This window comes from Carboxylicivirga fragile (assembly GCF_050589805.1).
Classification (GTDB): domain Bacteria; phylum Bacteroidota; class Bacteroidia; order Bacteroidales; family Marinilabiliaceae; genus Carboxylicivirga; species Carboxylicivirga fragile.
Genome location: NZ_JBNGOY010000012.1, coordinates 51,082 through 77,189 on the forward strand (window position 1 = coordinate 51,082; position 26,108 = coordinate 77,189).

At 37.0% G+C, this 26,108-nt stretch carries 22 protein-coding genes; 14 read left to right on the forward strand and 8 right to left on the reverse strand.

Going from position 1 to position 26,108, the window contains the following annotated elements; genetic code table 11:
• The first annotated feature begins 4 nt into the window (after window positions 1–4).
• Complete coding sequence (locus ACRD7B_RS06970; RefSeq protein WP_430823772.1) at window positions 5–286, forward strand: DUF427 domain-containing protein; 282 nt, start codon at window positions 5–7, stop codon at window positions 284–286.
• A 96-nt stretch (window positions 287–382) separates the two neighbouring features.
• On the opposite strand, the gene ACRD7B_RS06975 is transcribed toward ACRD7B_RS06970, so the two are convergent.
• The 4 genes from ACRD7B_RS06975 to ACRD7B_RS06990 form a co-directional block, all read right to left on the reverse strand.
• On the reverse strand, window positions 383–1,375 hold the full coding sequence (locus tag ACRD7B_RS06975; protein WP_430823773.1) for a hypothetical protein: 993 nt from the start codon (window positions 1,373–1,375) through the stop codon (window positions 383–385).
• Between the two features lie 44 nt (window positions 1,376–1,419).
• The gene (locus ACRD7B_RS06980) at window positions 1,420–1,677 is read right to left on the reverse strand and encodes a hypothetical protein (protein ID WP_430823774.1); all 258 of its coding nucleotides are present in this window, start codon (window positions 1,675–1,677) and stop codon (window positions 1,420–1,422) included.
• A gap of 7 nt (window positions 1,678–1,684) precedes the next feature.
• Window positions 1,685–2,161, reverse strand: coding sequence for a hypothetical protein (locus tag ACRD7B_RS06985; protein ID WP_430823775.1), 477 nt, complete (start codon window positions 2,159–2,161; stop codon window positions 1,685–1,687).
• Window positions 2,162–2,227: 66 nt separating this feature from the next.
• Window positions 2,228–2,869, reverse strand: a complete 642-nt coding sequence (locus ACRD7B_RS06990; RefSeq protein ID WP_430823776.1) for a YiiX/YebB-like N1pC/P60 family cysteine hydrolase — start codon at window positions 2,867–2,869, stop codon at window positions 2,228–2,230.
• Between the two features lie 242 nt (window positions 2,870–3,111).
• Here ACRD7B_RS06990 and ACRD7B_RS06995 point away from each other — a divergent pair, with 242 nt between their 5' ends.
• Window positions 3,112–4,173, forward strand: a complete 1,062-nt coding sequence (locus ACRD7B_RS06995) for a family 20 glycosylhydrolase (protein WP_430823777.1) — start codon at window positions 3,112–3,114, stop codon at window positions 4,171–4,173.
• 9 nt (window positions 4,174–4,182) lie between these two features.
• Here the strand turns inward: ACRD7B_RS06995 and ACRD7B_RS07000 are convergent, their stop codons facing one another.
• Together ACRD7B_RS07000 and ACRD7B_RS07005 are read right to left on the reverse strand one after the other, a co-directional pair.
• Window positions 4,183–4,440 carry a hypothetical protein gene (locus ACRD7B_RS07000; protein ID WP_430823778.1) on the reverse strand — a complete coding sequence of 86 codons (258 nt, stop codon included), beginning with the start codon at window positions 4,438–4,440 and terminating at the stop codon, window positions 4,183–4,185.
• 12 nt (window positions 4,441–4,452) lie between these two features.
• Window positions 4,453–6,033 carry a hypothetical protein gene (locus ACRD7B_RS07005; protein WP_430823779.1) on the reverse strand — a complete coding sequence of 527 codons (1,581 nt, stop codon included), beginning with the start codon at window positions 6,031–6,033 and terminating at the stop codon, window positions 4,453–4,455.
• 101 nt (window positions 6,034–6,134) lie between these two features.
• On the opposite strand from ACRD7B_RS07005, the gene ACRD7B_RS07010 reads away from it, so the two are divergent.
• From ACRD7B_RS07010 to ACRD7B_RS07020, 3 genes are all read left to right on the forward strand, one after another.
• Window positions 6,135–7,727: a DUF2339 domain-containing protein gene (locus ACRD7B_RS07010; protein ID WP_430823780.1), complete on the forward strand. Its 1,593-nt coding sequence runs from the start codon at window positions 6,135–6,137 to the stop codon at window positions 7,725–7,727.
• Window positions 7,728–7,907: 180 nt separating this feature from the next.
• A complete protein-coding gene (locus ACRD7B_RS07015) occupies window positions 7,908–9,143 on the forward strand; it encodes an MFS transporter (RefSeq protein ID WP_430823781.1) in 1,236 nt (411 codons plus the stop codon).
• A 64-nt stretch (window positions 9,144–9,207) separates the two neighbouring features.
• A complete protein-coding gene (locus tag ACRD7B_RS07020; protein WP_430823782.1) occupies window positions 9,208–11,880 on the forward strand; it encodes an AMP-binding protein in 2,673 nt (890 codons plus the stop codon).
• Between the two features lie 29 nt (window positions 11,881–11,909).
• Here the strand turns inward: ACRD7B_RS07020 and ACRD7B_RS07025 are convergent, their stop codons facing one another.
• Window positions 11,910–13,247: a DUF5723 family protein gene (locus tag ACRD7B_RS07025; protein ID WP_430823783.1), complete on the reverse strand. Its 1,338-nt coding sequence runs from the start codon at window positions 13,245–13,247 to the stop codon at window positions 11,910–11,912.
• Window positions 13,248–13,451: 204 nt separating this feature from the next.
• Here ACRD7B_RS07025 and ACRD7B_RS07030 point away from each other — a divergent pair, with 204 nt between their 5' ends.
• From ACRD7B_RS07030 to ACRD7B_RS07055, 6 genes are all read left to right on the forward strand, one after another.
• Window positions 13,452–14,138 (forward strand): PrsW family glutamic-type intramembrane protease, encoded by a 687-nt coding sequence (locus ACRD7B_RS07030; RefSeq protein WP_430823784.1) that lies wholly within the window; start codon window positions 13,452–13,454, stop codon window positions 14,136–14,138.
• Between the two features lies 1 nt (window position 14,139).
• On the forward strand, window positions 14,140–14,556 hold the full coding sequence (arfB, locus tag ACRD7B_RS07035) for an alternative ribosome rescue aminoacyl-tRNA hydrolase ArfB (RefSeq protein ID WP_430823785.1): 417 nt from the start codon (window positions 14,140–14,142) through the stop codon (window positions 14,554–14,556).
• 49 nt (window positions 14,557–14,605) lie between these two features.
• Entirely contained in the window at window positions 14,606–15,082 is a 477-nt protein-coding gene (locus tag ACRD7B_RS07040; RefSeq protein WP_430823786.1) for a hypothetical protein, read from the forward strand.
• 288 nt (window positions 15,083–15,370) lie between these two features.
• Window positions 15,371–16,984, forward strand: coding sequence for an ABC-F family ATP-binding cassette domain-containing protein (locus tag ACRD7B_RS07045; RefSeq protein WP_430823787.1), 1,614 nt, complete (start codon window positions 15,371–15,373; stop codon window positions 16,982–16,984).
• 196 nt (window positions 16,985–17,180) lie between these two features.
• Window positions 17,181–19,922, forward strand: a complete 2,742-nt coding sequence (locus ACRD7B_RS07050) for a TonB-dependent receptor (RefSeq protein ID WP_430823788.1) — start codon at window positions 17,181–17,183, stop codon at window positions 19,920–19,922.
• Between the two features lie 2 nt (window positions 19,923–19,924).
• Window positions 19,925–21,124 (forward strand): phytase, encoded by a 1,200-nt coding sequence (locus tag ACRD7B_RS07055; RefSeq protein ID WP_430823789.1) that lies wholly within the window; start codon window positions 19,925–19,927, stop codon window positions 21,122–21,124.
• A gap of 386 nt (window positions 21,125–21,510) precedes the next feature.
• Here the strand turns inward: ACRD7B_RS07055 and ACRD7B_RS07060 are convergent, their stop codons facing one another.
• Window positions 21,511–22,011: a hypothetical protein gene (locus ACRD7B_RS07060; RefSeq protein ID WP_430823790.1), complete on the reverse strand. Its 501-nt coding sequence runs from the start codon at window positions 22,009–22,011 to the stop codon at window positions 21,511–21,513.
• 345 nt (window positions 22,012–22,356) lie between these two features.
• Between ACRD7B_RS07060 and ahpC the strand changes: the two genes are divergently transcribed.
• The 3 genes from ahpC to ACRD7B_RS07075 all read left to right on the forward strand — a co-directional run bounded on the left by ahpC (window position 22,357) and on the right by ACRD7B_RS07075 (window position 25,940).
• The gene (ahpC, locus tag ACRD7B_RS07065; protein WP_430823791.1) at window positions 22,357–22,920 is read left to right on the forward strand and encodes an alkyl hydroperoxide reductase subunit C; all 564 of its coding nucleotides are present in this window, start codon (window positions 22,357–22,359) and stop codon (window positions 22,918–22,920) included.
• Between the two features lie 245 nt (window positions 22,921–23,165).
• Complete coding sequence (gene ahpF / locus ACRD7B_RS07070; RefSeq protein WP_430823792.1) at window positions 23,166–24,725, forward strand: alkyl hydroperoxide reductase subunit F; 1,560 nt, start codon at window positions 23,166–23,168, stop codon at window positions 24,723–24,725.
• Between the two features lie 516 nt (window positions 24,726–25,241).
• Window positions 25,242–25,940, forward strand: coding sequence for a hypothetical protein (locus ACRD7B_RS07075; protein ID WP_430823793.1), 699 nt, complete (start codon window positions 25,242–25,244; stop codon window positions 25,938–25,940).
• Window positions 25,941–26,108: the final 168 nt, after the last annotated feature.

The following is a 26,108-nucleotide window of genomic DNA, read 5'->3' on the forward strand; positions in this document are numbered from 1 at the left end:
TAGTATGAAAGCAATTTGGAACAATACAGTAATCGCCGAAAGTAAGGAAACCATAATTATTGAAGGCAATCATTACTTTCCTCCGGCATCACTTAATATGGAATACTTCAAGCCATCTATAAAACATACCAATTGCCATTGGAAAGGCCAAGCCTCGTATTATACAATCATAGTTGATAAAGAGAAAAATGAAGATGCGGCCTGGTTTTATCCTGATCCCAAGGAACTCGCCAAACATATAAAAGGCTACATTGCTTTTTGGCGGGGAGTGGAAGTGGTGGAGTAATTGCTGTCCTAATTTCACTTTTGTTCGCTCGTAAGCTAACCTTCCATATTTTGTCTCCGCTAGACATTCTTATAGAGGTCTGTATGTTCGATACGTTTATTTTATAGATTCTATTAAATTTTTAACTGTCATATCAGTGCTTCCATAGCTTACTATTCGCACATCTAAAGGTGTTCTTGCAAATTTATATACTGCTTTTACTAGTGCGTCAAATATCCATTCTATATTATTTCCAAAAGCACCACCTCCTACAAGAGTTAAAAAGACCTTATTATTACCAGTTCTTTTGTAATTATCAACTGCAGCATACAATGTGGCCTCATACGTTGCTTCAAGAATTAATCGAGCGAAAGATTCCCAATGTTTCGGGTCAAGATGTGAATATGCTACAGGTAAAGCAGAACAATATGCTTGAGTAACAATGTTCTTATTCATATTAATTGTAACTTCAGTATCTCTTTGTAAACCTATTCTTAATTTTCCTTTTAGTTTTTCAACGTCTAGTTCCGACCTGTTTTTGATAAGTCTTGTAATCTTTGAAAGTCCCTCCGAATTTGCAAGTGCATACCCATTAGTCATTTCCCATAAATTCGACTTTTCATTCTTGAACTCAAGCCCGATGTCACTCAAGCAATCAATTTGATTAGAAGAAGTTTGTCCAATCTGATTATTTACATTGGCAAAGTAATTTCTATAAATTGTGCCGGCTCCACATGCTATTGCGCAAGCGGGTCCTTGAGTATAATCATTTTCATAAATACCTACACCTTTTTCTGGAATAACTTGAGGCCCGACCATTTCTAATAAATTAAATTGAGAGGCTGCTTGAAATAATGCTCCATTATTAGTTGATTCCTGATGTAAATCTTGAATATTACCAACTACTTCTGAAACTCTTATTTTGGATTTATATTCTTCTAGCTCTGAGTTTTTAATCCTCAAATCGTTTAAAGTTGGTACTTCAAGACTGCCAAAAACGAATTCATTTCCATTTACTTTAGAAATTAATTTATTCTCTTTAATCTCAATATTTGAACGAACCTGATCTGGATATTCTTCTTTAAATCCTAATAATTTCTCAAACCACATTATGTATTATTTATTATCTCTAATTTATATTACATTAGGAATAACTACCCCTTCACCTTTGCCAAATCGCGTATTTCAAATTGATGCTCAGTTGTAAAATCAATTTTAAGGGATTCGAATTCCTCATCCATTACAAATTTGAATCCTTTAATTTTCTGGCTGGGTTTGTTTTTTTGTCCCTTATTCTTTTTATTAAATGCCTTTATTTCTTTGCAATCATCGCGCTGTATGGCAACAAAGCATTCTAATGCAGAGTTTTCATACATCTCATAATCACTTTTTATTGTCCGTAGTATTCCCATTTTTAAATTATAATATTTGTTTTAGGTCTTCTTCAAAATCCAATCGCAAATCCTCATGCACTGCAGCAAGGGCTTTTGAGATACTCACAATTTGTCTGTCGTAAAGATTATTCAATACTTTACTTCGCTTGTAATTGGTTTTACACAATTTCATTTGATAACAAAAAAAGATGAGTAACTCTATTTGTGTTGCTTTCTTACCCGAATAGCGGATGTACTTATTTAGTATGCGATGGATGCGTTGAACTCCTTTCTTAACGTAGTATATCGAAGCGTGATTAATCGTTTTAAACTCAGCCTCAACTTCCTCCTTCACTTGGCGGATATAATTGGCCTCATCGTGCGACTCAAATAAAAGGTAATTGAGCAACTCTTTGCTTTCTTTTTTATATTTGGCCACACGCAGAAAATGCTGTATCAGCACCTCCTTAGGCATTTGTTGAAGTTCCTTCTTTATAACGCTTATACTACTTGTCTCCAGCATTTACTATTCTTTTGCTAATGGATGACACCTTTCATTTACAATTAAGAAAGAGGTGTCATACGGAATTTAAAGTTTTAAATATCCAATAAAATCAAGTTGATCACTGGCTGCCATTCCATTGGGATTACAACCAGGTAATCCTTCGGGTATGTCCAAACCTAAGTCTTCGTAATGCGTAAGCCAGGCCTCGTGAAAGGAATCGGTAGCCGGATTAATAAAAGTCATTGGCTCCATTTTGAAAAGACTATCCTGTGCAAATAACTCATAGACAAACTCAGAACAATAATACCCTTCACTTTCGAGGATATAGGTATAGTCGTAAGCTTGTCCTTCTAATTCCTTTGCTTTTTTTAATGCCTCCACTATGGATGTCTGTGTAATTGTTTTTGCCCGATATTGACCTACTACAAGAGAATCCATTTTTTCCGAATCAACAAACTGAGCTAAAGTTTCACAAACAACGCCTTTTTTAGGTGCTGCATGCCACACCATAACTTCTCCATCTAACATTTCAACCACACCAACATGTGTATAGTGATGATCTAATCCGGTTTGCGTAACCGCATCAATGGCCGACGACAAACTACCATTTTGCTTGCCTCGAAATAGAATATCGCCAGTTTTTAAATTCGATGGAGCATTACAAGCCATTATTAATTGTATTACCAAAAGAGTAAATAAAGCTTTAAAAAAAATTCCTTTAAACATTCTTCATTAAATATTAAGTCGGCATTAAAGATAGGTGCTCTTTTTAATGCATCATAATTACAATTGTGAGACAATGATTACAACATGCACATCTTACATATTAAAACACTGTTAATTAAACTCTTTTGAAACAAAAGATCAAACTGAAATAATATTTTTATTGCAAGAAAATGTACAAATCTTAATACTAATCTCGAATTGAATCAGATAAAATAAACCAATTCAAACTAAAAAAAACAACTATGAAACTTAAGCTAACCATTGTCTTATCTATTTTGTTTATTACTGTGCAGGCCAAAGAAATTAGTGCAGAGAAATCAAACCTTACTAATGGACTGTTTATTGCCGCTCCTGAATCACAGCACATTGATCTTTTTATAGACTTCATCAACAAAGATTTAAAAAAGCATGCAATTAACAAGCTCGTCCTTAGCATTGATTATAATTACCAATTTAAATCTTATCCAAAGCTTTCGAACGACAATGCATTGTCAGAGAAAGAACTCAAATTAATAGCTACAACCTGTAGGGAAAATAACATTGAACTTATACCTCACTTCAATCTTTTAGGGCATCAGTCATGGGCTGAAAATGTGTCCAACCTTCTTAGAGAATATCCACAATTTGACGAGACTCCACACATCAAGATGCCAGAAAAATATACTTGGCCAAATTCTGACAATCTATTATGTAAGAGCTATTGCACTAATCATCCAGAGGTACACAGAATAGTATTTAGCCTCATTAAAGAACTTATAGAAACTTGTAAATCCTCTAGTTTTCACGTTGGCCTAGATTTAGTATTGTATATTGGAGATGAGCATTGCAAACGTTGTAAGGAACACAAGCAGGAGGATCTATATGCCGATGAAATTAATAGAATTTATAGTTTCTTATCAGATAATGAATGCCAAATGTGGATGTGGGGAGATCGTCTTCTGAACAGAAGTAGCTTTGGTTTAAACGAGTTTGAAGGTGCAGGCTCTTCTATTTATAAAGCAATCGACAAACTTCCCAAAGAAATTGTTATTTGCGATTGGCACTACAAAAATGCAGATCCAAGTTCAGTTTATTTCGCCAGCAATGGTTTTGATGTATACACTTGTCAGTGGGATAATCCCGAAATTGCTGTTCAACAAAAATTAATGCTTGATATATTAAGCAAGCATTCATCCAAAACGCTTGCTCCTCACTTTAAAGGCATGATCCATACGGTGTGGTCTCCTGCTCATGTTTTTATAAATAATTTAAGAAATAATTCAAGCGAAGACAAATGTGTGCAAAGCTTCTTAGCGATATTTTAATAATGATGTTTACTTAAAATCAATTGAGATAGTTATAGGCTTAGTGCTATTGTTGTTCATCATAAATCGAAGTTTAGAAACTGTCTTGGATTTAATTTCGGAAAGCCACTTTTGAAGTGGCTTTCCCTTTGCCAAACCATTGATATCAACCACTTCGAGTAAAACATCCATACAAGAAGGACGCGAAACACTTAGTTTAATCCACTTCACACCTTGCGGCACTTCTATTTCTGCATTCCTATTTTGAACATCTAAATTTATCACCATAAGGACACAAACTTAGTAAATAGATATTAAATCGAGTAGCACGTTATAAGCATCCTCTTTGAGTAATTTTGACTTTAACCAAGCATAATAAACCGAAGCATGTAAATCCTCTTCTTCTATTGGCTGCCAATTAAAAGCCTGTTCCACCTCATCGTAGAATATCTTCTGATCGGATACCTCAGGATCCCCAATCACTTTGGCAACCAGCTTAATAAAAACTGCGACTCGTTGAAAACGCACATCACTTTCAAATAAATCCTTCTGACGCAATAGTGATCTGACTCGATTCGATGCAATGTCGTCATGTCCAAGCTCATGTTGAATGTAAACATCTAATAAATCCTTCTTTAAAACCCATTCAACACCGGCCACCTTAGTGCACCAAGTATTTGAATGGCCAATTGATGACAAAACTCTGGCGGCTTCTTTATAATCCTTATTAAAAAAATGGTAGATGGCCTGATTCAACTTTAAGTTAAGCACATCTTCAGGTTGAATATTGAGTTTCTCCGTAAAAGTGGCATCGGCAATACGAATAGCTTCATGCAGATTACCGGTAAAAAATCGATTGGCACAATACAATTGGGTTACACGAGGTAAGAGTCGCACATACTCCGTTTTAACAAGCGTTCGCAAGTTCTCTCTCAGCTTTTTCAAATATTGAAAAGAGTCAGCAAACTTTTTGTTACGAAATAATGTATGGGCAACCATATACTGCAAACGCACCATATAAAGTTGATTATTCTTGGTCAGATCCACCTTCCCTTCCAATTCATTATAATAACCTAACAACAATGGCTCTAAATGATAGTAGTCTTTATTTCGAGCTGCCGCGCTTCTTAGTATCGTCATTATTTTATAAACAACAGATGGTCTGTTCGAAAGCGCCTTATTTAATTCGTATACTTCGAATATTCGTTCCAGCTCCTGACTTATGTTGGCATCTCCTCGATAAGACGTTTTAGCTTCCTTGATACGGTGTTTAATAATCTTATAAGCGGTGTCGGCGTTCTCATCTTCAACGGCCAAACTCAAATAGTTCTGTTTCCGAGTCAATAAATCATCAATGGAGACTTTTAAATCAAGTAAAGGCATATCAAGCTGCAAACCAACAATGTTATTGGCCAATGCAAACTGCTCGGCACGCACCGCCATTTGTTCTGCTTTGCACAAGTATTTCCAAGCTGGCTTCATAATATTGTATTCCATGAGGTACTTGCCCATACTTACCAATGCCGAAATTTGAGTCTCTGATGTATAATCGCTTTTAATCTGCTTCTGATAGATGTAATCGCTTAGATGCTTCATCAACTTTTTACGCAAAGCATGGTATGCTTCTTTATTGCCATTAGGATAAATCTCAAGAAGCACTGAATTACCATTCATCTCGCCTCGTTTATACAACAAATTGAAAAGTTGCAAATCCTTTCTACCATCTTTCATTTTAAGTCGATGGATAAATGCAGAAAAATCTGTCACATCATTTTTAGAGAATGTCTTTATGATTTGCACTAAGGTATCAGCCATTATTAAAAGTCCGTTTGATTTACAATAAACTCTTATTAAAATGGCAATATAGGATAATTTAATCATTTTCAAAAGTCCGTTTACACTACTTCTTGGTTTGTAAACAACTATCAACACTAGCTATGTTTGCACTGTCAATATTAATATTTAACCCAAAATAAATAATCATGTTTGACTTAATTAAGAAACATTGGATTACATCTTTAGGAATTTTGTTTCTGTTTTCAGCATTTACTTATTTCCTAAAAATGGCCTTCGAGAATGGCTGGTTCCCTCCCGAAATCAGAGTGCTATCCGGGTTTGCTCTTGGTATCACCCTGCTTTTTACAGGATACAGTTATTATCGAAAAGACAAATTGTACACCTGTCAAGTGTTGGCCGGTACCGGCATGAGCGCCATTTATGCCACGTTCAGTTATGTGGCCTTCAGTAACGATCTTAACTGGCCTTACAACGTCATGTTAATTTCCGTACTTGCCTTGACAGCCTTAACAACCTTGGTTAGCTACAAACAGAATTTACGTGGCCTTATCTTCATCAGTATTCTTGGCGGCTTGCTTTCTCCCATATTAATGAAAGCCAAACCAGAACACGACATGGTTCTTTTTGGATACGTTTTTATCCTTACCATAGGCGCCTTGTATGTAAGTATTTCAAAGAAATGGCAAGAACTACGCATCATGACCTTTATAGCTACCGTGCTGGTTTACGCAACTTACTATATCTATTTCGATCCTGATTCATGGGGAAAACCTTTTTTCTATGCAGCATCTCTTTTTGTTACCTATATGGCAGGAATCATATTTGCTTCACACAAAGAAAAAGACCAATTTACTGGTTGGAACCTCTATCTAAGTTTGGTAAATGCCATGTTATTTATCTTTTGGTCCATCTTCATATTAGGAAGTTTCTCAATCACTTTTACAGTGCCACTGCTAATAGTTGGCTTCACCTTTATGATCGTATCCGTATTTGTATACCTTCTTTCAGGAAAGAATATTTTCCCAGGCTTAATATATGTTTGTCTGGGTCTGGTATTATTTGCCATATCTGCTGCCAACATTAAACCAATGTCGATAAACGGAATGGAATATGTGGTAACCACATTACTATGGTTCTTAGTTGTAAGCGGAACCTACTCCATAAGTCATTTTGTAAAATCATTTGAATTACGATATGTGAGTTATGGTGCCTGGGTATTATTAATTATTTATTGGTTTACTGTAGCCTGGGATGTGCAATGGATCGAATTATTCGGTTTAAAGTTTGTACCATTCTTAAACGCAGGTGCACTTACGTGGATGTTATTAGCAGGCTTTGGATTTTTCATTGCAAAAAAAGAGCAGACCGATCTACCTGTTTTGAGTAATATATTTGCCATTGTGGCCAATATCATTGTTGCCGGTCTAATTACCATACAGATTAAAAACATCTGGCTAGCCTACGACATCAATAATTTCAGCAGACCTTTGGCCATCTCAATTTCATACATCGTATATGCCTTATTGATTTTCCTATGGGGATCACACACTAAGGCTATTTCATTCCGAATTATGGGAACCATTGTTTTGTTGATTACTTCGATTAAAGTATTCTTCTGGGACTTATCAGGAACTGCCAATGTAAGTAAAATGATTTTCCTTGTTATAATCGGCTTATTAACCTTGGCCATAGCACATATCAATAAGAAGTGGTTAGAAAAAGAAGAAGGCAACAAAACACTAAAAACACCACCTTCAGTTGAAGAAAGCAATACTTAAGTGGTAAAAGCGTACTTGTTTAATTGGTTATTATATATTTGTATATAAGAGTTTATAAAAAGTATTTTTGAACAAACTTAATACTCACCCCTAAATCCCCTAAAGGGGAGGCTCAGGTCCCCTTTAGGGGATTTAGGGGTTTTAAAATCACGTATAAGGTAAGTATATAAAACATAGGCCATGGAAAAGTCAAAATTCAGGTGGATACCATTATTTATCACCAACTTCTTAGGTGTTCTCAACGACAATTACCTGAAATACCTCATCTTATTTATAGGTACAACATGGCTATCGAAAGATAACGAGTCCATCATCATTATGCTTGCATCTGGCTTATTTGTTATTCCCTACATTCTGTTTTCACCTCTTGCAGGCAAGTTAGCTCGCGATCATTCCAAGGCTAAGATTATTCAAAAGGCTAAATTGTATGAGATACCTATCATGATTATTGCATCCATTGGATTTGTTATTCACAACATACCAGTTGCCATGATTGGAATATTTCTGATGGGCTTGCAAAGTGCTTTATTTTCGCCAGCTAAGTATGGTATTATTCGCGACATAGGAGGAAAAGAAGGAATCCCATATGGTACTGGTGCCATGGAAATGTTGACTTTCTTAGGTGTGCTAATTGGGACCTTTGCAGCAGGTGTTGTTTCTGACTTTTCAAATTCAGATCAGTGGGGACCCTACCAAATAATTATCGTTTGCAGCACCATAATACTTTTTGCCTTGATTGGCTGGTTGACTAGCCTTAAGATTAATCCCAAGGAATCCGCACCAAATGAAGAAGAGCATACATCTCTTAATCCCTTTGTCTTTATGCGCAATTCCTATATATGGAGCAAGCAAATCAAAGGATTAAACATAGTCATTTTTGGATTGGCAACCTTTTGGGCCATTGGTTCATTAATACAGATGAATGTAATTCCACATTGCCGAAGTGTTTTAAATCTTTCGGATACAGCTACCGGAACCATTATGGCATTAGTTGCCATTGGCATTGGAGCTGGGTGTTATGTTACAGGTGTAATATCAAACCATAAACTTAAGATGTACCTTGTTCCCATTGGCGGATTCGGTATGGGAATTAGTGTTTCTTTAATATTCCTACTAAATCCATCAACAGTGTGGTTTACCATACTTATAATTCTCACTGCTTTTTTCGCAGGAATATTTAAGATCCCGTTAAATGCATTTATCCAATCAAAGGTAGAAGGACGAAAGTTAGGACTTATACTGGCCTACAATAATCTGGTTCTGTTTTCTTTCATTTTGGTGGCAGCAGGTATCTTTGGTTATGTTGAAACTAAAACAGATTCTCTCATGGTTTTTGCAACCATTGCAATTATTATTTGGGCCATAACAATTATTACCTGGTTGAAAATACCAGGTGCCAATAAACGAACTAAGTAAAATATTGTTATTATTTAGGCAAACGAATAGAGCATGTGCGCATTCTGGATTAAATTATTTGATTATGAAACAACATCACCCCATTATAATACAAGTTGCTAAAATATTCTTTAGCTTCATTAGAGTACTGCTAAGTCTTCGCTACAAGGTGGAAGTAAAAGGTGGTGATGAGCTTCGTAAAGACAATGTCAAATTTCTATTGCCCAACCACCAGGCCATAATGGATCCTGTCCTTTTGTTTGCACATTTATATAAATACACAACCGCTGTTCCTGTTGTAACGGCTACTTATTACGACATGCCAGTTGCAAAAACAATGTTCTCGGCATGGGGAACTGTTCGGGTTAGTGATTTGGAATCAGGCAGTAGAAATACCAACGTACTAGATCAAGTGGTAGGTTCAGTTAAGAAGGGTTTTGAATTAAAGAAGAACATCGTACTTTATCCAAGCGGACAAATTGCTGGCCAGGGCTATGAGAAAATATTTAATAAGCAGAGTGCCTATAAAATAGTTAAGGACCTTCCCGAAAATGTGGAAGTTATTGCGGTTCGAATTAATGGCCTTTGGGGAAGTCGTTGGTCGCGTGCGTGGGCTGGCAAGTCACCCAACTTCGTAACAACACTTCTGAAGTGTATGGGCATTATATTAGTAAACCTGATCATATTATCGCCGCGCCGAAAAATTAAGATCGAAATAGAAAACATAACAACACAGGCTAAAAAGAAAAGTACAGGCGACAGAACTGAGTTTAACCAGTATCTGGAAAATGTATACAATGTACATGGTTCGGAGCCAGTTAATTTTTTAAAATACTACTTTTTTTCACCCCAATTAAAAAGAAGCTTGCCTGAACGCATTGCTGGTTCTGAAGAAGATGCAACAAGCCAGACATCAGATATGGCAACTGAAGACATACCCAATGATGTACTAAAATTAGTAAAGCTGTGTATTGCAGAAAAGCTCGAGATAACTTCAGAAGAGATCAAACAAAGTGATTTCTTACAGTTAGATCTAGGGGCAGACTCATTGAATATGGTTGAAATATTATCGGAGATTGAGAATAATTTTCCTACATTCTCTGCGCCTCAAATCAATGAGATAAAAACAGTTGCAGATGTTTGCCTGGCTGCCATGGGACAATTCAAAACTGCAATGGATCTACCAAGTTCAAACTTACAACAACCCTTATCCGCTATTCACGACTTATACATTGATGATAAAAAAAGCATTACCGAATTACTAAAAATGGTAATGTCCTCAAACACATCTGATCCGTTTGTATACGATGCAATGTTAGGGTCAACTAATCGAAAAACTTTCTTCCTGAAAGCATGCGTTGTTTCTGAATTCTTAAAAGATGAGATAAAGGAAAAACACGTGGGTATAATGTTGCCAGCTTTGCAAAGCACCACCCTATTGATTGCAGCCTGTTATCTGGCCGGAAAAATACCCGTAATGCTTAACTGGACAGTTGGTAATAAGGTACTGGAACATTGTATCGAAACGAGTCAGATAACAAAAATACTTTCGGCTGGCACTTTTATTGACAAAGTAAAAGAACTGCTTCCTGACTCCATACACTCTAAACTTATATTACTGGAGAAAAAAGTGCCTACACTTGGACTTGGCATCAAATTAAAAGGTGCTCTCAAATCGAAACTACCATTCTTAATCAAAAACCCTAAGTTAGATGATACGGCGGTTGTTTTATTTACCTCTGGAAGTGAAACCATGCCCAAAGCAGTTCCGCTATCACACAAAAACATAGTGAGCGATTTGGCAGCCGTATTCAACCTTGTTGATTTAAGCAATAACGAAACATTTTTATCCTTCTTACCCCCATTCCATAGCTTTGGATTTACCGTACTCAGCATTTTACCATTGATAAGTGGTGTAAAAACGGCCTACACGCCCAATCCTACAGATGCACGTGAAGTGATTAGAGTTCTCAAGCATGTTCAAGCCAATTTATTAATTGGCACACCTAGTTTCTTAAAGTTGCTACTTTCAGAGAGTTCTTCCTATCATTTAAAATCAGTTCATTACGCCATATCTGGAGCCGAAGCAATGCCAGCATCTCTAAAAAAGCAATTTGAAGAGATGACTAACAACGCGCTAATACTAGAAGGTTATGGCATTACCGAATGTGCTCCTGTGCTTTCTCTTAATCCAAGAGAAAAACAGAAACTAAATAGTGTTGGTAAATTATTACCTGGCATTGAAGGAATTATTTTGGATCCGGAAACCAGCGCACCTAAGGACGTTGGACAACCCGGAATGATATACGTATCTGGCCCTAATGTATTTGATGGTTACATCAACAACGAAGATCTAAAACCATTCAAAACCATCAATGGCAAACGTTTTTACAAAACAGGTGATCTTGGTTATTTCGATGATGAAGGCTTTTTATTTATTACCGGTCGTTTAAAACGATTCATTAAAATAGCAGGCGAAATGATTAGTTTACCATTTATTGAGAAAGTATTACTCGAAAAATATGGTGAAGAAGACAAGCAAGTATTAGCCGTAGAGGGCAGCGACAAAACAACGCCAGCTCAGATTGTTTTATTCACTTCAAAAAACATCAACTTAAAGGAAGCTAACGAGCATTTATTAGCCAATGGCATTGCAGCTATTGCAAAAATAAAAACGATTGAAACTATTGACGAAATACCTGTACTTGGAACAGGAAAAGTAAATTACAAAGTACTTAAAGCTTTAATTGAAAATTAACAAATCGGCACATTTTCAAATTGAATTTCTTACTCAACTCGTCCAATTGGAATATTAATTCCAAAATAGAATTCGCCGTACTTTGCTTCAGAATTCAATACATTGGTAATAATTGTATTCGAACCTATGAATACATATTTCCATCTCATGGCTATACCGGCAGAAAAATCAATACGATTGTTGTAGGAAATTGGTAAATACGCTCCCCATGTAGTATTTTCAAACCTCGGCGTTAGATTAAATTTCCAAATATCATTATCAATAATGTGCAGATTTTGACTATAAAGTCCGGGCTGATATCCAATCAATCCTGATACATACCAAGTTGGTGTAATACTATAATCACCAGTCAAAAGAACAGAAGTAGGAAGATTCATCTTATACGACTCGTTATTAATCTTTTCAAAATCCACAGATTTCTCCAATGAATCGATTAAAGCATCTAATGTTTCAATACCATTAAATCGCGAATAAGGTACATCTTCAATCGACACCCTATAGGTAGCTTGTTTAACCGCACTTCGATGCTTAACATACCCGACATCACCAACCATTAATCCAACTTTAAACTTATAAGGTATATTCTCAGCGTCATCAGGTTTATATGAATATGTCATGCCAAAATCCATCCCTAAACCGGCATCTCCAAATAAATCTAACTTACCATCACTGATGGTTTCTTCCAGATTTTTATTTACCCCATAAGATACATCCACCTTAAAATAATCAATCTTCTCTTTATCATACATCACCTCAATATTATCTAAATCGAAGTATCCCGAACTACCACCAACCAGGTACTTAACATTCGCCCCACCAGTAATGAGATGTTCATCCTTATTCCACAAAACACCTGACCAGGTTAAGGTATATTCCATCCATTGATTAACAACCGATTTAAAATACTCCCCGCTTACATCCTTAAGCAGTTCGGGGTTGTCATAACCCGTAAATAACTTTCTAACATCGTCAGTTGATGAACGGTAGATACCATCTGCTCTTAAGCTCGCTGAGAAGGCCACCGCATGTTTCGTATTTATTTTATATGACACAGATGGAAAAGCCAAAAGACCACGCCCAACAAATAAAGACTGATCTGCCCCTAAGAAGTACTTCAAATCTGAGAAACCAACCTTAGAGAGTTGTTTCATAAAATCCGACTCGTTAAAATTCAAAGCATTGGCCAATCCAATTTGGGCCGATAGAACATTAATATTCCAACGTGCATCGCTGCGTATTAAATCAGCAGGCTGATTATTTATGTTCTGTAAAGGAAAATAACGACTGGAATGTATGCCAGGAAAGTCCTGAGCAAAGCTCGTATATAAACCTAAAAACAATATATATAATACAACTATTCGTTTCATGTGTTTAAATTTATTTCTTAATGGTCACATGGAACTCGCCAAATTAATTATATTCTTTAATGAGAATAACTTCTCATGGCTCGTTTCATAATTTCTAATTCAATGTACAAATTTAAAAAATCTTAAGCACCAATAGTCAATTTAGTTCATTCTTGCTTTAAAATTGTATTTTAGCCCTCACAAACCAAATACGTAATTACCTCAATGAACCTAGTCATAATCGCAAGTGCCCCAATTCTTATCATTTTATTTTACGTTTATTATCGCGACAAATATGAAAAAGAGCCATTAGGCCTTCTATTTTCAAGCTTAGTAGCGGGTATGATTATTTGCATACCAATACTCTTTGCCGAAAGATGGGCATCGGGCATGTTAGCTCCATTACGAACCAACATGATTAATTCAGCCTTTTGGGATGCATTTTTTGTTGCTTCTTTTTGGGAAGAAGCATTTAAAATGCTAGCGGTTATGTTACTTGTTTGGCGTAACAAGAACTTTAACGAACGATTCGATGGAATTGTTTACGCCGTATTTGTTTCCTTGGGTTTTGCACTAGTCGAAAACATCATGTATGTTCTAAATACCGATAATGGCATACAAACAGGAATTGCACGATCATTTACAGCTGTACCAGCCCATGCCATGTTTGGTGTTATGATGGGTTATCACCTGGGTTTAGCGCGCTTCATCAAGAGCAAAAGAAAGATGCACCTATTCCATGCTTTCTTTTACCCTTTTCTTTTTCATGGCTTATACGATTTTATTCTAATGTCGAAAAACGATTGGTTATTGCTAACATTTGCCCCTTTAATGGTATACATGTATATACGCATTAAGAAACGTTTGATCCAGCATTCCGAAGATTCAGTTTTTAAATCAAGTACAGAATAGTATGCTTGCAGATCAATTAAAAAGAAGAGGTTTCGAAAGCGAATTACAATACTCAGCTTCTCGAAGTGGTGGACCAGGTGGACAGAATGTTAATAAGGTAAATACTAAAGTTGAACTGCGTTTTAATATTAATGGTTCCAACTTACTATCAGATATTGAAAAAGAGCGCTTACTCATAAAACTGGCCAATAAACTGACACAAGAAGGTGAATTAATTCTCATAGGCCAAACAGAACGCTCACAACTCAAAAATAAATTGGCGGTAACAGAACGTTTTTACACCATTGTTGCAGTCGCATTAACTTTGCCTAAAAAACGCAAGCCAAGTCGTCGCACGAGAGCTTCAGTTGAACGTCGACTGGACTCAAAAAAGAAACAAGCTCAGAAAAAGTCAAATAGAAAATTTAAAGATTATTAAAATACCTACATTTGTAGAAATTTAAGCTATCGTATCAAAGTAATAAACCATGCAAGAAATTACATTAGGACAAGGCCTTGACAAACTTATTTTTGGCATCACACGCGAAGAAGTAAAGAAAATATTAGGTGAGCCATCGGAAATTGAAAAGATGGAAGGTGATGAGGAATCAGGAGCCATGGAAGCGTGGCATTACGATGAGCAACATCTATCCTTGGCATTTGAAGAAGATTCAAACTGGCGCTTATTGTCCATCACTTCGGCATCGGCTGATGTACTTTTTGAGGGAATTGATTTAATTGGCTTGAGCCAAAATGAGGTAATGGAGCAGATGGAAGTATTCAACTTGGGTGAGTTCAATGTTGAAGATTTATCTGAAGGCGTACTAATGGAGCAAATTGTTGCAACCAATACCGACTTTAGTTTAAACTTGTTTTTTGATGGAGATACATTGGCTGAGATCCAATGGGGACCTTTCTGGGACGATGATAAGGAACAACCTATTTGGCCTGAAGAAAATGAATAAGTCAATGTACCAATTTGAAAATGTGATAATGTGGTGATGTGACAAGTTTTGAACACATCACCAAATTAAACAATTGACGAATCAGACTATCTACTAATCTCCAGATTGATTAATTGACAAATCAACTCATTTTCAAATTAACTAATTGATCAATTAACACATTGAGTCATTTTCAAATTAGCAAATTGATTAATTGGCACATCGCACATCCTTTTACCTTTCTTAACACCATAAAATTCTATAAGCCAATAAATATTCCTACTTTTGCGGCCGCAAAAAGAGACAACAATGATAACAGTATCAAATCTAGCCATTCAGTTTGGCAAAAAACCTTTATTCTCAGATGTTAATCTGAAATTCACTCCTGGCAACTGCTACGGAATGATCGGTGCCAACGGAGCAGGTAAATCTACATTCCTACGAATATTAGCTGGCGACCTTGATTCAACCCGAGGAACCATCAAAATGGAACCAGGCGAGCGCTTGTCTGTATTACGTCAGGATCACTTTGCTTATGACGAATTTACGGTACTTAATACTGTATTAATGGGTCATAAGGAGATGTGGGATATCATGCAAGAGAAGGATGCCCTGTATATGAAACCTGATTTTAGCGAAGAAGATGGTATGAAAGCCGCTAAGCTGGAAGATGATTTTGCAGCCATGGAAGGTTGGAATGCTGAGAGTGATGCTGCTGAATTGTTAAGTGGTTTGGGTATCAAAGAAGATATTCATCACCAACAAATGGCTAATTTAACGGGTAAAGAAAAAGTACGTGTTCTATTGGCGCAGGCCTTGTTTGGAAATCCAGATAACTTGCTACTGGATGAGCCGACCAATGATCTTGACCTTGAAACTGTATTATGGTTAGAAAATTATTTAGCCAACTTCCAGAACACCGTTATTGTTGTATCGCATGACCGTCACTTTTTAGATAACGTTTGTACCAACATTGTGGATATCGATTACGGTAAGATTCGTAATTTCTCAGGTAACTATACTTTCTGGTACGAATCGAGCCAGTTAGCATCGCGCCAGCAGGCTTTACAAAACAAAAAAGCGGAAGAGAAGAAAAAAGAATTACAAGAGTTTATTCGTCGCTTTAGTGCCAACGTGGCTAAGTCGAAACAAACGACCAGTCGTAAGAAGATGATTGATAAGTTGAACATCGAAGAGATTCAACCATCAACACGTCGCTACCCTGGTATTATTTTCCAACCATCGCGTCAATCGGGCGATCAGGTGCTTAAGGTTGAAAACCTAAGTTATACGGTTGAGGGAGAAACACTATTTAAAGATGTCAGCTTCACCGTTGAGAAAGATGAAAAAGTGGTACTTATCTCCAGAGATAACCGCGCCGTAACTGGATTTTTTGAGATTATCAATGGTAATGAGCAAGCACCTACTGGTAGTTTCATTTGGGGGCAAACCATAACATCGGCTTATCTACCGATGGATAATACAGAATACTTCAAGAAAGACATTAAGTTATATGATTGGTTAGCTCAATATGCTAAAGATAGTTCTGAGGATTACATGCGTAGTTTTCTTGGTAAGATGTTATTCTCGACAGATGATACCAATAAAAAAGCAGGTGTACTATCGGGAGGTGAAAAAATGCGTTGTATGATTGCACGTATGATGATGGAAGAACCTAACGTTCTTATCATGGATCACCCAACCAATCACCTGGACTTAGAATCGATCCAGGCCTTCAATAACAACATGAAGACATTCCCTGGTCAGATTTTGATGGCATCGCATGACCACGAATTCATTCGCACAACATGTAACCGTGTAATTGAATTAACGCCAAACGGCATAGTGGATAAATTAATGGATTTTGAAGACTATTTGGCTGACGAAAGCATTAAAGCACTTCGCGAGTCGAAATACCAATAGCAACCAGACACATTATTATATTGCAAAAAGCTAGTTCCATTGTGGGGCTAGCTTTTTTTTATCACTCCACATAACCTTAAATTAATATCTTAACATAAAACCCATATTCTAATCACTTAATGATCATTTTCAATTAAACTTAAGCTAAGCCCTACACTCTACATTTGCCGCCATAATAATTTAACCGAATTCAATAATGAAAAACTTAAAATGGTTGGCAGTGTTAGCTATAACACTCCTTAGCGTATCTACAATGGCACAAAATGGATATATCCATGGCCGTGTAACCGACTCAAACAACTATCCTCTTCCTGGTGCTGCGGTATATATTCAGGAGAACCTAGAAAATGGATCGATCACCGATGTGGACGGTTTCTATCGACTTAAAAACTTAGCAGATGGAAGTTATACTGTTCAAGTAAATTACATTGGTTTTGAGAAAGCCGAATTCACCGCAACTATTACGAATGGCAAAGGCGCAGAAGTTAATTTTATACTTAAAGAAGGAATAGAATTACAAGAAATTAAAATTAATGGACAGCTACAAGGACAAACAAAAGCCCTCAACCAACAAAAAAACAGCATTAATATCACAAACATTATAGCAGCCGATCAGGTGGAACGTTTTCCTGATTCTAACATTGGAGATGCCCTAAAACGCATTCCTGGCATTAATGTGCAGTACGATCAAGGTGAAGCACGTTTTGGTAATATACGTGGTACCAGTCCTGATTTAAGCTCGGTTACTATTAATGGTGAACGTATACCATCAGCAGAAGCGGAAACACGTTCTGTTCAGCTCGACCTTATTCCGGCAGACATGGTACAATCCATTGAGGTTAGCAAAGTAGTAACAGCCGATATGGAAGGTGATGCCATCGGTGGATCGGTTAATTTAGTAACTCGATCAAAACCAACGGCACGTCGTATAACCGGAACTATTGGAAGTGGCTACAATTTCTTGTCTGAAAAACCCATGGCGATTGGTTCTATCGTATACGGCGATCGTTTCTTTAAGGATAAATTAGGCATGGTTGTCTCTGGCTCGTACCACAATCATAAATTAGGGTCCGACAATATCGAAGCCGAATGGGATGACGATGGCACCATGAAAGATTTCCAAATACGCACATATGAGTTACAGCGCGAACGCCAAAGTTATTCTGCCTCATTTGACCTTAAAGTTAACGAAAACCACACCTTCGATCTTAAGGGAATATATAATCGAAGAAAAGACTGGGAAAACCGTTATCGACTACGTTACACAGACATTGAACAAGATGACGAAGGAAATTGGACAAGTGAAATTCGTCGCCAAACCAAATCAGGCACTTCAGATAATAAACATGCTCGCCTTGAGGATCAAACAACCATGAATCTATCCTTGGGTGGAGAGCATCACTTTGGTAAATTAACTGCCAACTGGAAAGCTGCCTATTCCAAAGCCAAAGAAGAACGTCCGAACGAACGGTATATAAGTATGCGTTACAAAGATGTTAGCATTGATCCTGTTTTATCCAACACAGAAAAACCAAACGTAATCGTTAATACAAGCGAAGCTAAAGACTTAAACAGTTCATGGGGTTTTAAAGAACTTACTGAGGAGTTTCAATACACAGATGACATTGATAGGAACTTCAAATTGAATTTTGAATTACCTACTACCACGACCGCTATTCTCAAATTTGGTTTTAAATATAAAAGCAAAGAGAAGAAGCGCGAAAATGAATTTTACGAATACGAACCTGTTGATGAGGATGCTTTTATTGCGAGCGCAACATCAAACTCAAACATGATAAACAAATCAAAAAGCAATTTTAGAGCTGGCGATTACACGGCTGGTCACTTTGTAAAACCGGAGTACGTAGGAGATCTTAACCTGAATAGTTCCGATTTTGATGGCGAAGCCAATATCGAAGAAACGGCAGGAAACTTCAATGCCAAAGAAGATGTGTACGCAGCATACGTACGCTGGGATCAAAGCATTGGTGCTAGATTAAAAGCCGTTGCTGGTATTCGCTATGAGATGACCAAGGTTGACTACTCAGGTTTTGTTTTTGATCCTGATGCAGAAGAAGATGAAAATCAGCTAGAACCTACAGGGAAACAAACGAGTGATTACGCGAACATCTTACCAAGCATCTTGTTAAAATACGACATTTCGGAAGATACCAAACTTAAGGTAGCCTGGACGAACACAATGGCTCGACCTCGTTATTTCGATCTCGTTCCATACGTTATAAAAAACCGTGAAGATGGAGAATTAGAGCGTGGTAATTCTAACTTAAGTGCCACCACATCTATGAACTTTGACCTTATGGTAGAACACTATTTTCAATCCATCGGTTTAGTTTCAGGAGGATTATATTACAAAGGCATTGGCGATTACATTGCTAAGCAACGCACCCACGAAACCATTGACGGAGTAGACTGGATAGTATACGAACCCATTAACGTAGGAGATGCAGATCTGTTCGGATTTGAAGCAGCTTTCCAACGTCAGTTTAATTTCCTACCTGGTTTTCTTAAAAACATTGGCCTATATGCTAACTACAGTTACAATTATAGCAAGGTGAGTAATGTGAAGTTAGAAGATAGAGAAGACGAGGATATTAGTCTTACCGGAACACCTGAACACACTCTAAATGCTTCTTTGTTTTACGAGAGCAAAAAACTTACACTTAGAGCATCTTTAAATTATGCCAGCGCCTTTCTTGACGAATATGGTAGCGAGGCATTCGAAGATCGATACTACGATAAAGCCACTCATCTCGACCTTAGCGGATCGTACGACATAACAAAAAACCTTAAACTATTTGCCGAAGTAAACAATGTATTGGATCAGCCTTTACGTTATTACCAAGGAGAATCGAAATATACCATGCAGGAAGAATACTATGGCGTACGTATGCAAGGTGGAATACGCTTTAACTTTTAATCATGAAACAGACAATACTATTATTTAGCCTACTAATACTTGCAACAACTGCGTGTCGACATAAAAACGACACGCAATCTAAAGCTGCAATAACCATCAAGATGGATGGTGAATTAGAGGCCATTGAAGACTCTGTCAAAAAAGGGAATGCCTTAGCTCTTCAGTCACAGTTTAAACGGGTAGTCTACCCCAAAGGACAGACTCAAGCCGTTAATCAAGGAATTGGAATTGATGCAGCCGATGATCCTGCCATCTGGTATAACAATGATAAACCAGAAGAATCACGAATAATCGGAACCGATAAACAAGCCGGACTTGGGCTGTATAACTTAAGCGGTGAACTGGTGCACTTCACTCCTGCCGGAAGAGTTAACAATGTAGATTTGCGCTATGACTTTCCTATTGGAGATAGAAAGCTTGCAATAGCAGCCGCCACCGAACGTAATTTAAATGCAATTATGCTCTTTGAAGTGAATGCAGATAGCTTACGTCTCTTGAGCGAGCCTACACAATTGGACTCTACTTTAATAGATGACGCCTATGGTTGTTGCATGTATTACAGCAAAATAAAAGATGCCTATTATGCTTTTGTTTGCGGTAAAAACGGAACACTTCAACAATGGCGGTTAATTGAAGACAAGGGGCAGGTAAAGCTTGAATTAATGCGCAACATCCAGTTCTCATCGCAATGCGAAGGAATGGTTGCTGACGATGAAGAAGGTATATTATATGTGGCCGAAGAAGGCAAAGCAATTTGGAAGATGAGCGCAGAAGAAGATGCTTCGGATGATAAAACAATGCTCAATTACAGCGATAGTTTAAATGTACATATTGCTTACGATCTTGAAGGATTGGACATCTTTTATTCAGGCAACAACAAAGGGTATTTAATCGCCTCTGTTCAAGGCAATTTTTCCTATGCTATTTTTGAGAAGCAAGGTAACAACAAATACCTTGGCAACTTTGTGATTAAAAGTGGTGCAACAATTGATGGCGCAGAAGAAACCGACGGTCTTGCTGTATGCAACCTTAATTTAGGAAGTCAATTCCCCAATGGCTTGCTAGTTGTTCAGGATGGTTTTAATACCGAAAATGGGAAAGATCAACCACAGAATTTCAAACTAGTTGATTGGGCTGAAATAGCAAAACAATACGATACGGAACTATGTATAGCTCCTGAATATAAATGGTGGAAACAATAAGCTCATAATCTTTTTAAATAGGCCATCCTGACAATGTCAAGATGGCCTATTGTTTCATTCAACCAGTTCCATTTCGCGCTTTATATCAAACAACTCAGATTTAAGCTTGTCCATTCTAAGTGCTTCCACCTTTACTTGTTTCATATGTCTAAAATTTGCTTTCAATTGCCATATGGAACTCGCCAATTTGGTCATCCTCGTGTGTGAGAACTTTTCTCATGGCTCGTTTCATGTGCCCATAATTCATTGGAAGATAAACCGAAGGAAGATACATATTGCCTGTCAATCGTTTAATAACGGAAGATAGACTATAGAACTTTTTTCTCGCATTTATTTTACCAATTATATAAAGAAAAAGGCTTGTGATTAATTTATAATAACCATTACTATCGCACTGCCTTCATAGGAATTGGAATCTTAAAAACAAAAGCATGACGGGATATCCCAACAGCCTCATTACGAGAAATAGCTGGATGTTGGTAGCGATAACTTAGAAAACCAAAGAAGGCAAAAGTGATTTCTCCACTTAAGCGCACATCAGTAGCAAAATATTCATTTTTGGTGAATACTTTATAATATTGTTGTGTTGAAATCCCTATGGAAATACCAGGCACATAGCCAACATTATAAGACAATGAGGCCACCAATGAGGATTTAAATTCATAACTCCATGAAAAGCCCCCAGCCAATGTAAAGATTTGCCAAAATTCACTTTCAATGCCATTTTCTTTCCTCCAAAAAAAAGCTGGACCGAGCACAATTGTATTGGATGAACCTGAGTAGGCATAATCAGCTTCCGCTCCTACCCAAAAGTTATTAGTTTTCTCAAACTGAGCAAACGACATGTAAAAGAAACATTGAAAAAGCAGCATCAAACCTAGTCTCATCATATCTATTTTAGTCTCACTTACAGCTATACGAAAAGAACCCTCAAATTAATTCTGACCTTTAAAATTACTATACCAATAAACAAAAAGCAAGCTCTAAAGAAATAGCTATTTCAACTTCGGAATAAACGATCAATGGCTAACTAATTTTATTCTACTCTGAAAAAGCTTAGCCTTTAGCACAAAACCATCTCCTACCACATTAATAATAAGCCATGTAAATAACCATATAGATTTAATCTATACCTGAATAAATTTTATCTATTTGACTGATATCACTAAGGATGCTAGTTTTGCTTTCAGAAATAATCGAAAAGAATTTAATAATTATAAAAACTTAGAATTATGTCACAAATTGGAAAACAGATTGTAGATTTTAAAGTAGAAGCATACGCTAATGATGATTTTAAAACAGTAAGTAAAGAAGATGTTTTGGGCAAATGGTCCGTATTTTTCTTTTATCCTGCCGACTTTACTTTTGTATGTCCTACCGAATTAGAAGATTTAGCAAACAACTACGACGAATTTAAGGCTACTGGTGCTGAAATTTACTCTGTATCTACCGATACACATTTTGTACACAAAGCATGGCACGATACTTCAGATACGATCAAGAAGATTAAGTATCCAATGCTAGCAGATCCAACAGGTGTGCTTTCTCGCGGATTTGAAGTAATGATTGAAGAAGTTGGCTTAGCAGAACGCGGCACATTCATTGTTAATCCTAAGGGCGAAATAGTATCGTACGAAGTGGTAGCAGGTAATGTAGGTAGAAATGCCGATGAGTTGCTACGTAAATTGAAAGCATTACAATTTGTTGATGAGCATCCTGCAGAGGTTTGCCCAGCCAAATGGAAAGAAGGCAACGAAACTTTAAAGCCAAACATTGATTTAGTTGGTAAAATTTAAACGGCAATAGTTTTTACTTCGGGCTGGTACAAATACAGCCCGAAGTAATCCTAAAACCTCAGACCGGCCAACTTAAAACTTTTTCGCCGTAGGCGATAAGAAATTGTAGCTATCCCCTACGCAAACACAAAACATTCCGCGTAGCGGATAAGTCAGATGTTTGAACTTTTCACCTAACACCTAAAACCCAACACCTATTACCTATTACCTAAGACCTAGTCTCTAAATTTTAAAACTTCCAGAACATGTTAGAACAAGCTATAAAAACACAGGTAAGCGATTTATTTAAGAATCTAAAACACAATTACATCTTTGACATTGAGGTAGCTGCTGAGCATCCTCAAAAGAAGGAGCTTATTGACCTGCTTAATGAAGTGGCAGCATGCTCTGAGAAAGTTACAACCCGAATAAGTGAAGGTGATGGTCTTCAGTTTACTATTCTTAAAGATGAGAAAAATAGTAAGGTCATATTTAAGGCAGTACCTACTGGGCATGAGTTTACAACACTGCTTTTAGCCATTCTTAATCAAGATGGAATAGGCAAAAACTTACCCGACGAACTGTTTACCCAGCGCATTCAGAACTTGAAGGGTAGCATTGAACTGAAGAGTTATATATCATTAACATGTACGAATTGCCCTGATGTGGTTCAGGCTTTAAACATCATGGCCTTTCTTAACCCCAATATCTCGCACGAAATAATTGACGGTGGCATTAATAAAGAAGAAGTGGAGCGTTTAAATATACAGGCGGTGCCAAGTGTATTTGCCAATGGAAAACAACTGCATGTAGGCCGCTCATCATTGGGTGAATTATTAGGCAAATTGGAAGAACAAGTAGGTTCAGAATTTAAACCTACAACAGAAACCAAAAAAGAATACGACGTGGTAGTTGTAGGTGGAGGCCCGGCTGGTGTTTCAGCAGCCGTATATTCGGCACGAAAAGGTTTTTCGGTGGCCGTTGTAGCCGATAAAGTTGGCGGACAGGTGACCGAAACCGTATCGATTGAAAACATGATTTCAGTGCCTCAAACCACGGGATCGGAACTAACAGGCAACCTGATCAAACACCTACAGGACTACCCTATCGACATACTGGATAACCGCATGGTTGAAAATGTTGAATTACACGATGGACATAAACACGTTAAGACATCATTGGGTGAAAACCTTATTACACCTGCCCTAATAATAGCGACAGGCGCAAGTTGGCGTAAACTGGGTGTTCCGGGCGAAAATGAATACATCGGTTCAGGCGTAGCGTTTTGTACCCACTGTGATGGCCCGTTTTACAAAGGCAAAAAAGTAGTTGTGGTAGGTGGAGGCAACTCAGGACTGGAAGCAGCTATTGATTTATCCTCCATTGCATCGGAAGTAACCGTTCTTGAATTTCTGGATACATTAAAAGGCGACAAGGTGCTTCAGGATAAACTTAAGGGACTTTCGAATGTTAAAATTATTACCAATGCCCAGACCTTAAATGTAGAAGGTGATGGAAACAAGGTAACGGGTTTAGAATTTAAACACCGCGAATCGGGACAAAAAGAGCTGATTGAAACAGATGGTGTATTTGTACAAATAGGCTTAAAAGCCAACAGCCAAGCCTTTGGCGAACTGGTGAACACCAACCGCATGGGTGAAATAGAAATTGATGCCCATTGCAGAACGGCACAAGCCGGGGTATATGCAGCAGGTGATGTATCCATAGTACCTTACAAACAAATTGTAATAGCCATGGGCGAAGGATCAAAAGCAGCCCTATCCGCCTTCGAAGATCAAATTAAAGGATTGCAGTTGGCCAATTAATTAAAGTATTACACCATGTTTGATTGCCCAGTATAGATTGGGCAAGAATAAAATTTAAAAACGGTTCTCGTTAAGCAAGTTGCATAGCGAGAACCGTTTCATTTTTTACCAACCCGTAAACAAATGCTAAAACAGGACTTTATTTAGCCCAAAGTTTATTCCTCTATTCGCTTGGGGTATTTTTATTTCAATTGACATATTTATTAAGACCAAGCCGGTATACTCCTATTATTATTCACAACTAATAAGTTTTGCATAATTAATTTATGTTAGTTAGTTTTAAGCAACCAATGCTTATAAGGTATTTACATAAATTATGAAGAAATCATTGAGTACAATTATTAATCCATTAGATGAGTTTTTTACTAACTGAACATAAAAAGTGTGCAATACAAGCCCATATGCTCAGTATTGTGTAAGTTTAGCTAGGATAAAAAGAAATAAAAACAATAGTTTTATGCAGACGTTGGCGGGCATTGAAGTGCAGTTTATAACTTAATACTATATCAAGAAACTATGATACCATTTGATAATAAACATGTTTGGAAATTCCTATTAGCAATCGTTTTGGGATTCATCATTATGGTGGTAATTGTTATCTACTTTAATAACAATGAACGGACATCGAATCAAATCGAGATTTCACCTAGCACTGTGAAAACCTCAATAGTTGAAAAAACTTATGACAAGGAAGGAGTTATAAAACTGATTAAAAATGTACTAAAATGGGCAAATTCAGAAAATGCAATTGATTTACTTCCCACAACTGCAGCAGAAGAAGATACTATTTACAATGGTTTTGACTTGGTAAAACTTAATAAGAACCTTAAATACTTAGAATCCACTAACCTATTTTCAATAGAGTTTATAGAAAATTATAATCAATTAATATTAACGCTTGACAAAAAATTAAAAGCTAATGAGTTTTATGGACCATGGTATATTGGTGATGCTCAACCATTTTATTTTGCTCATCACTTAGACCCATGGACTCATAGTCAAGAAATTCCACATGACCCTTCAGTTGTTTGGGATCTAGTTGAAGTCAAGCATCTGCAAGACGAAACATACCAATGGGTTTGGGGTGGTTTGACCTCGGAACATCACCCAGACTGGAAAGATTTTAGTTATAAATTCAAAGTAACAATGGAGAATTCTATTCTTAAAATTTCATACCTAGAAGGTTTCGACAATGTACAAGTTATAAAAGAATAACGACCCGCCAACAAACCGTAATAGAGCATAAAGGGTGCAGTGCATCTTGGTCGATTCGTAGCTTCGGCAAACACCGCCAAATCTTTGATTTGGCTTTAAAAATGAAAAGATAAAAACAAATACAACGCTTTGGCTCCGCTCATTTGGGAAAGTTCGTAAGGTTAAATC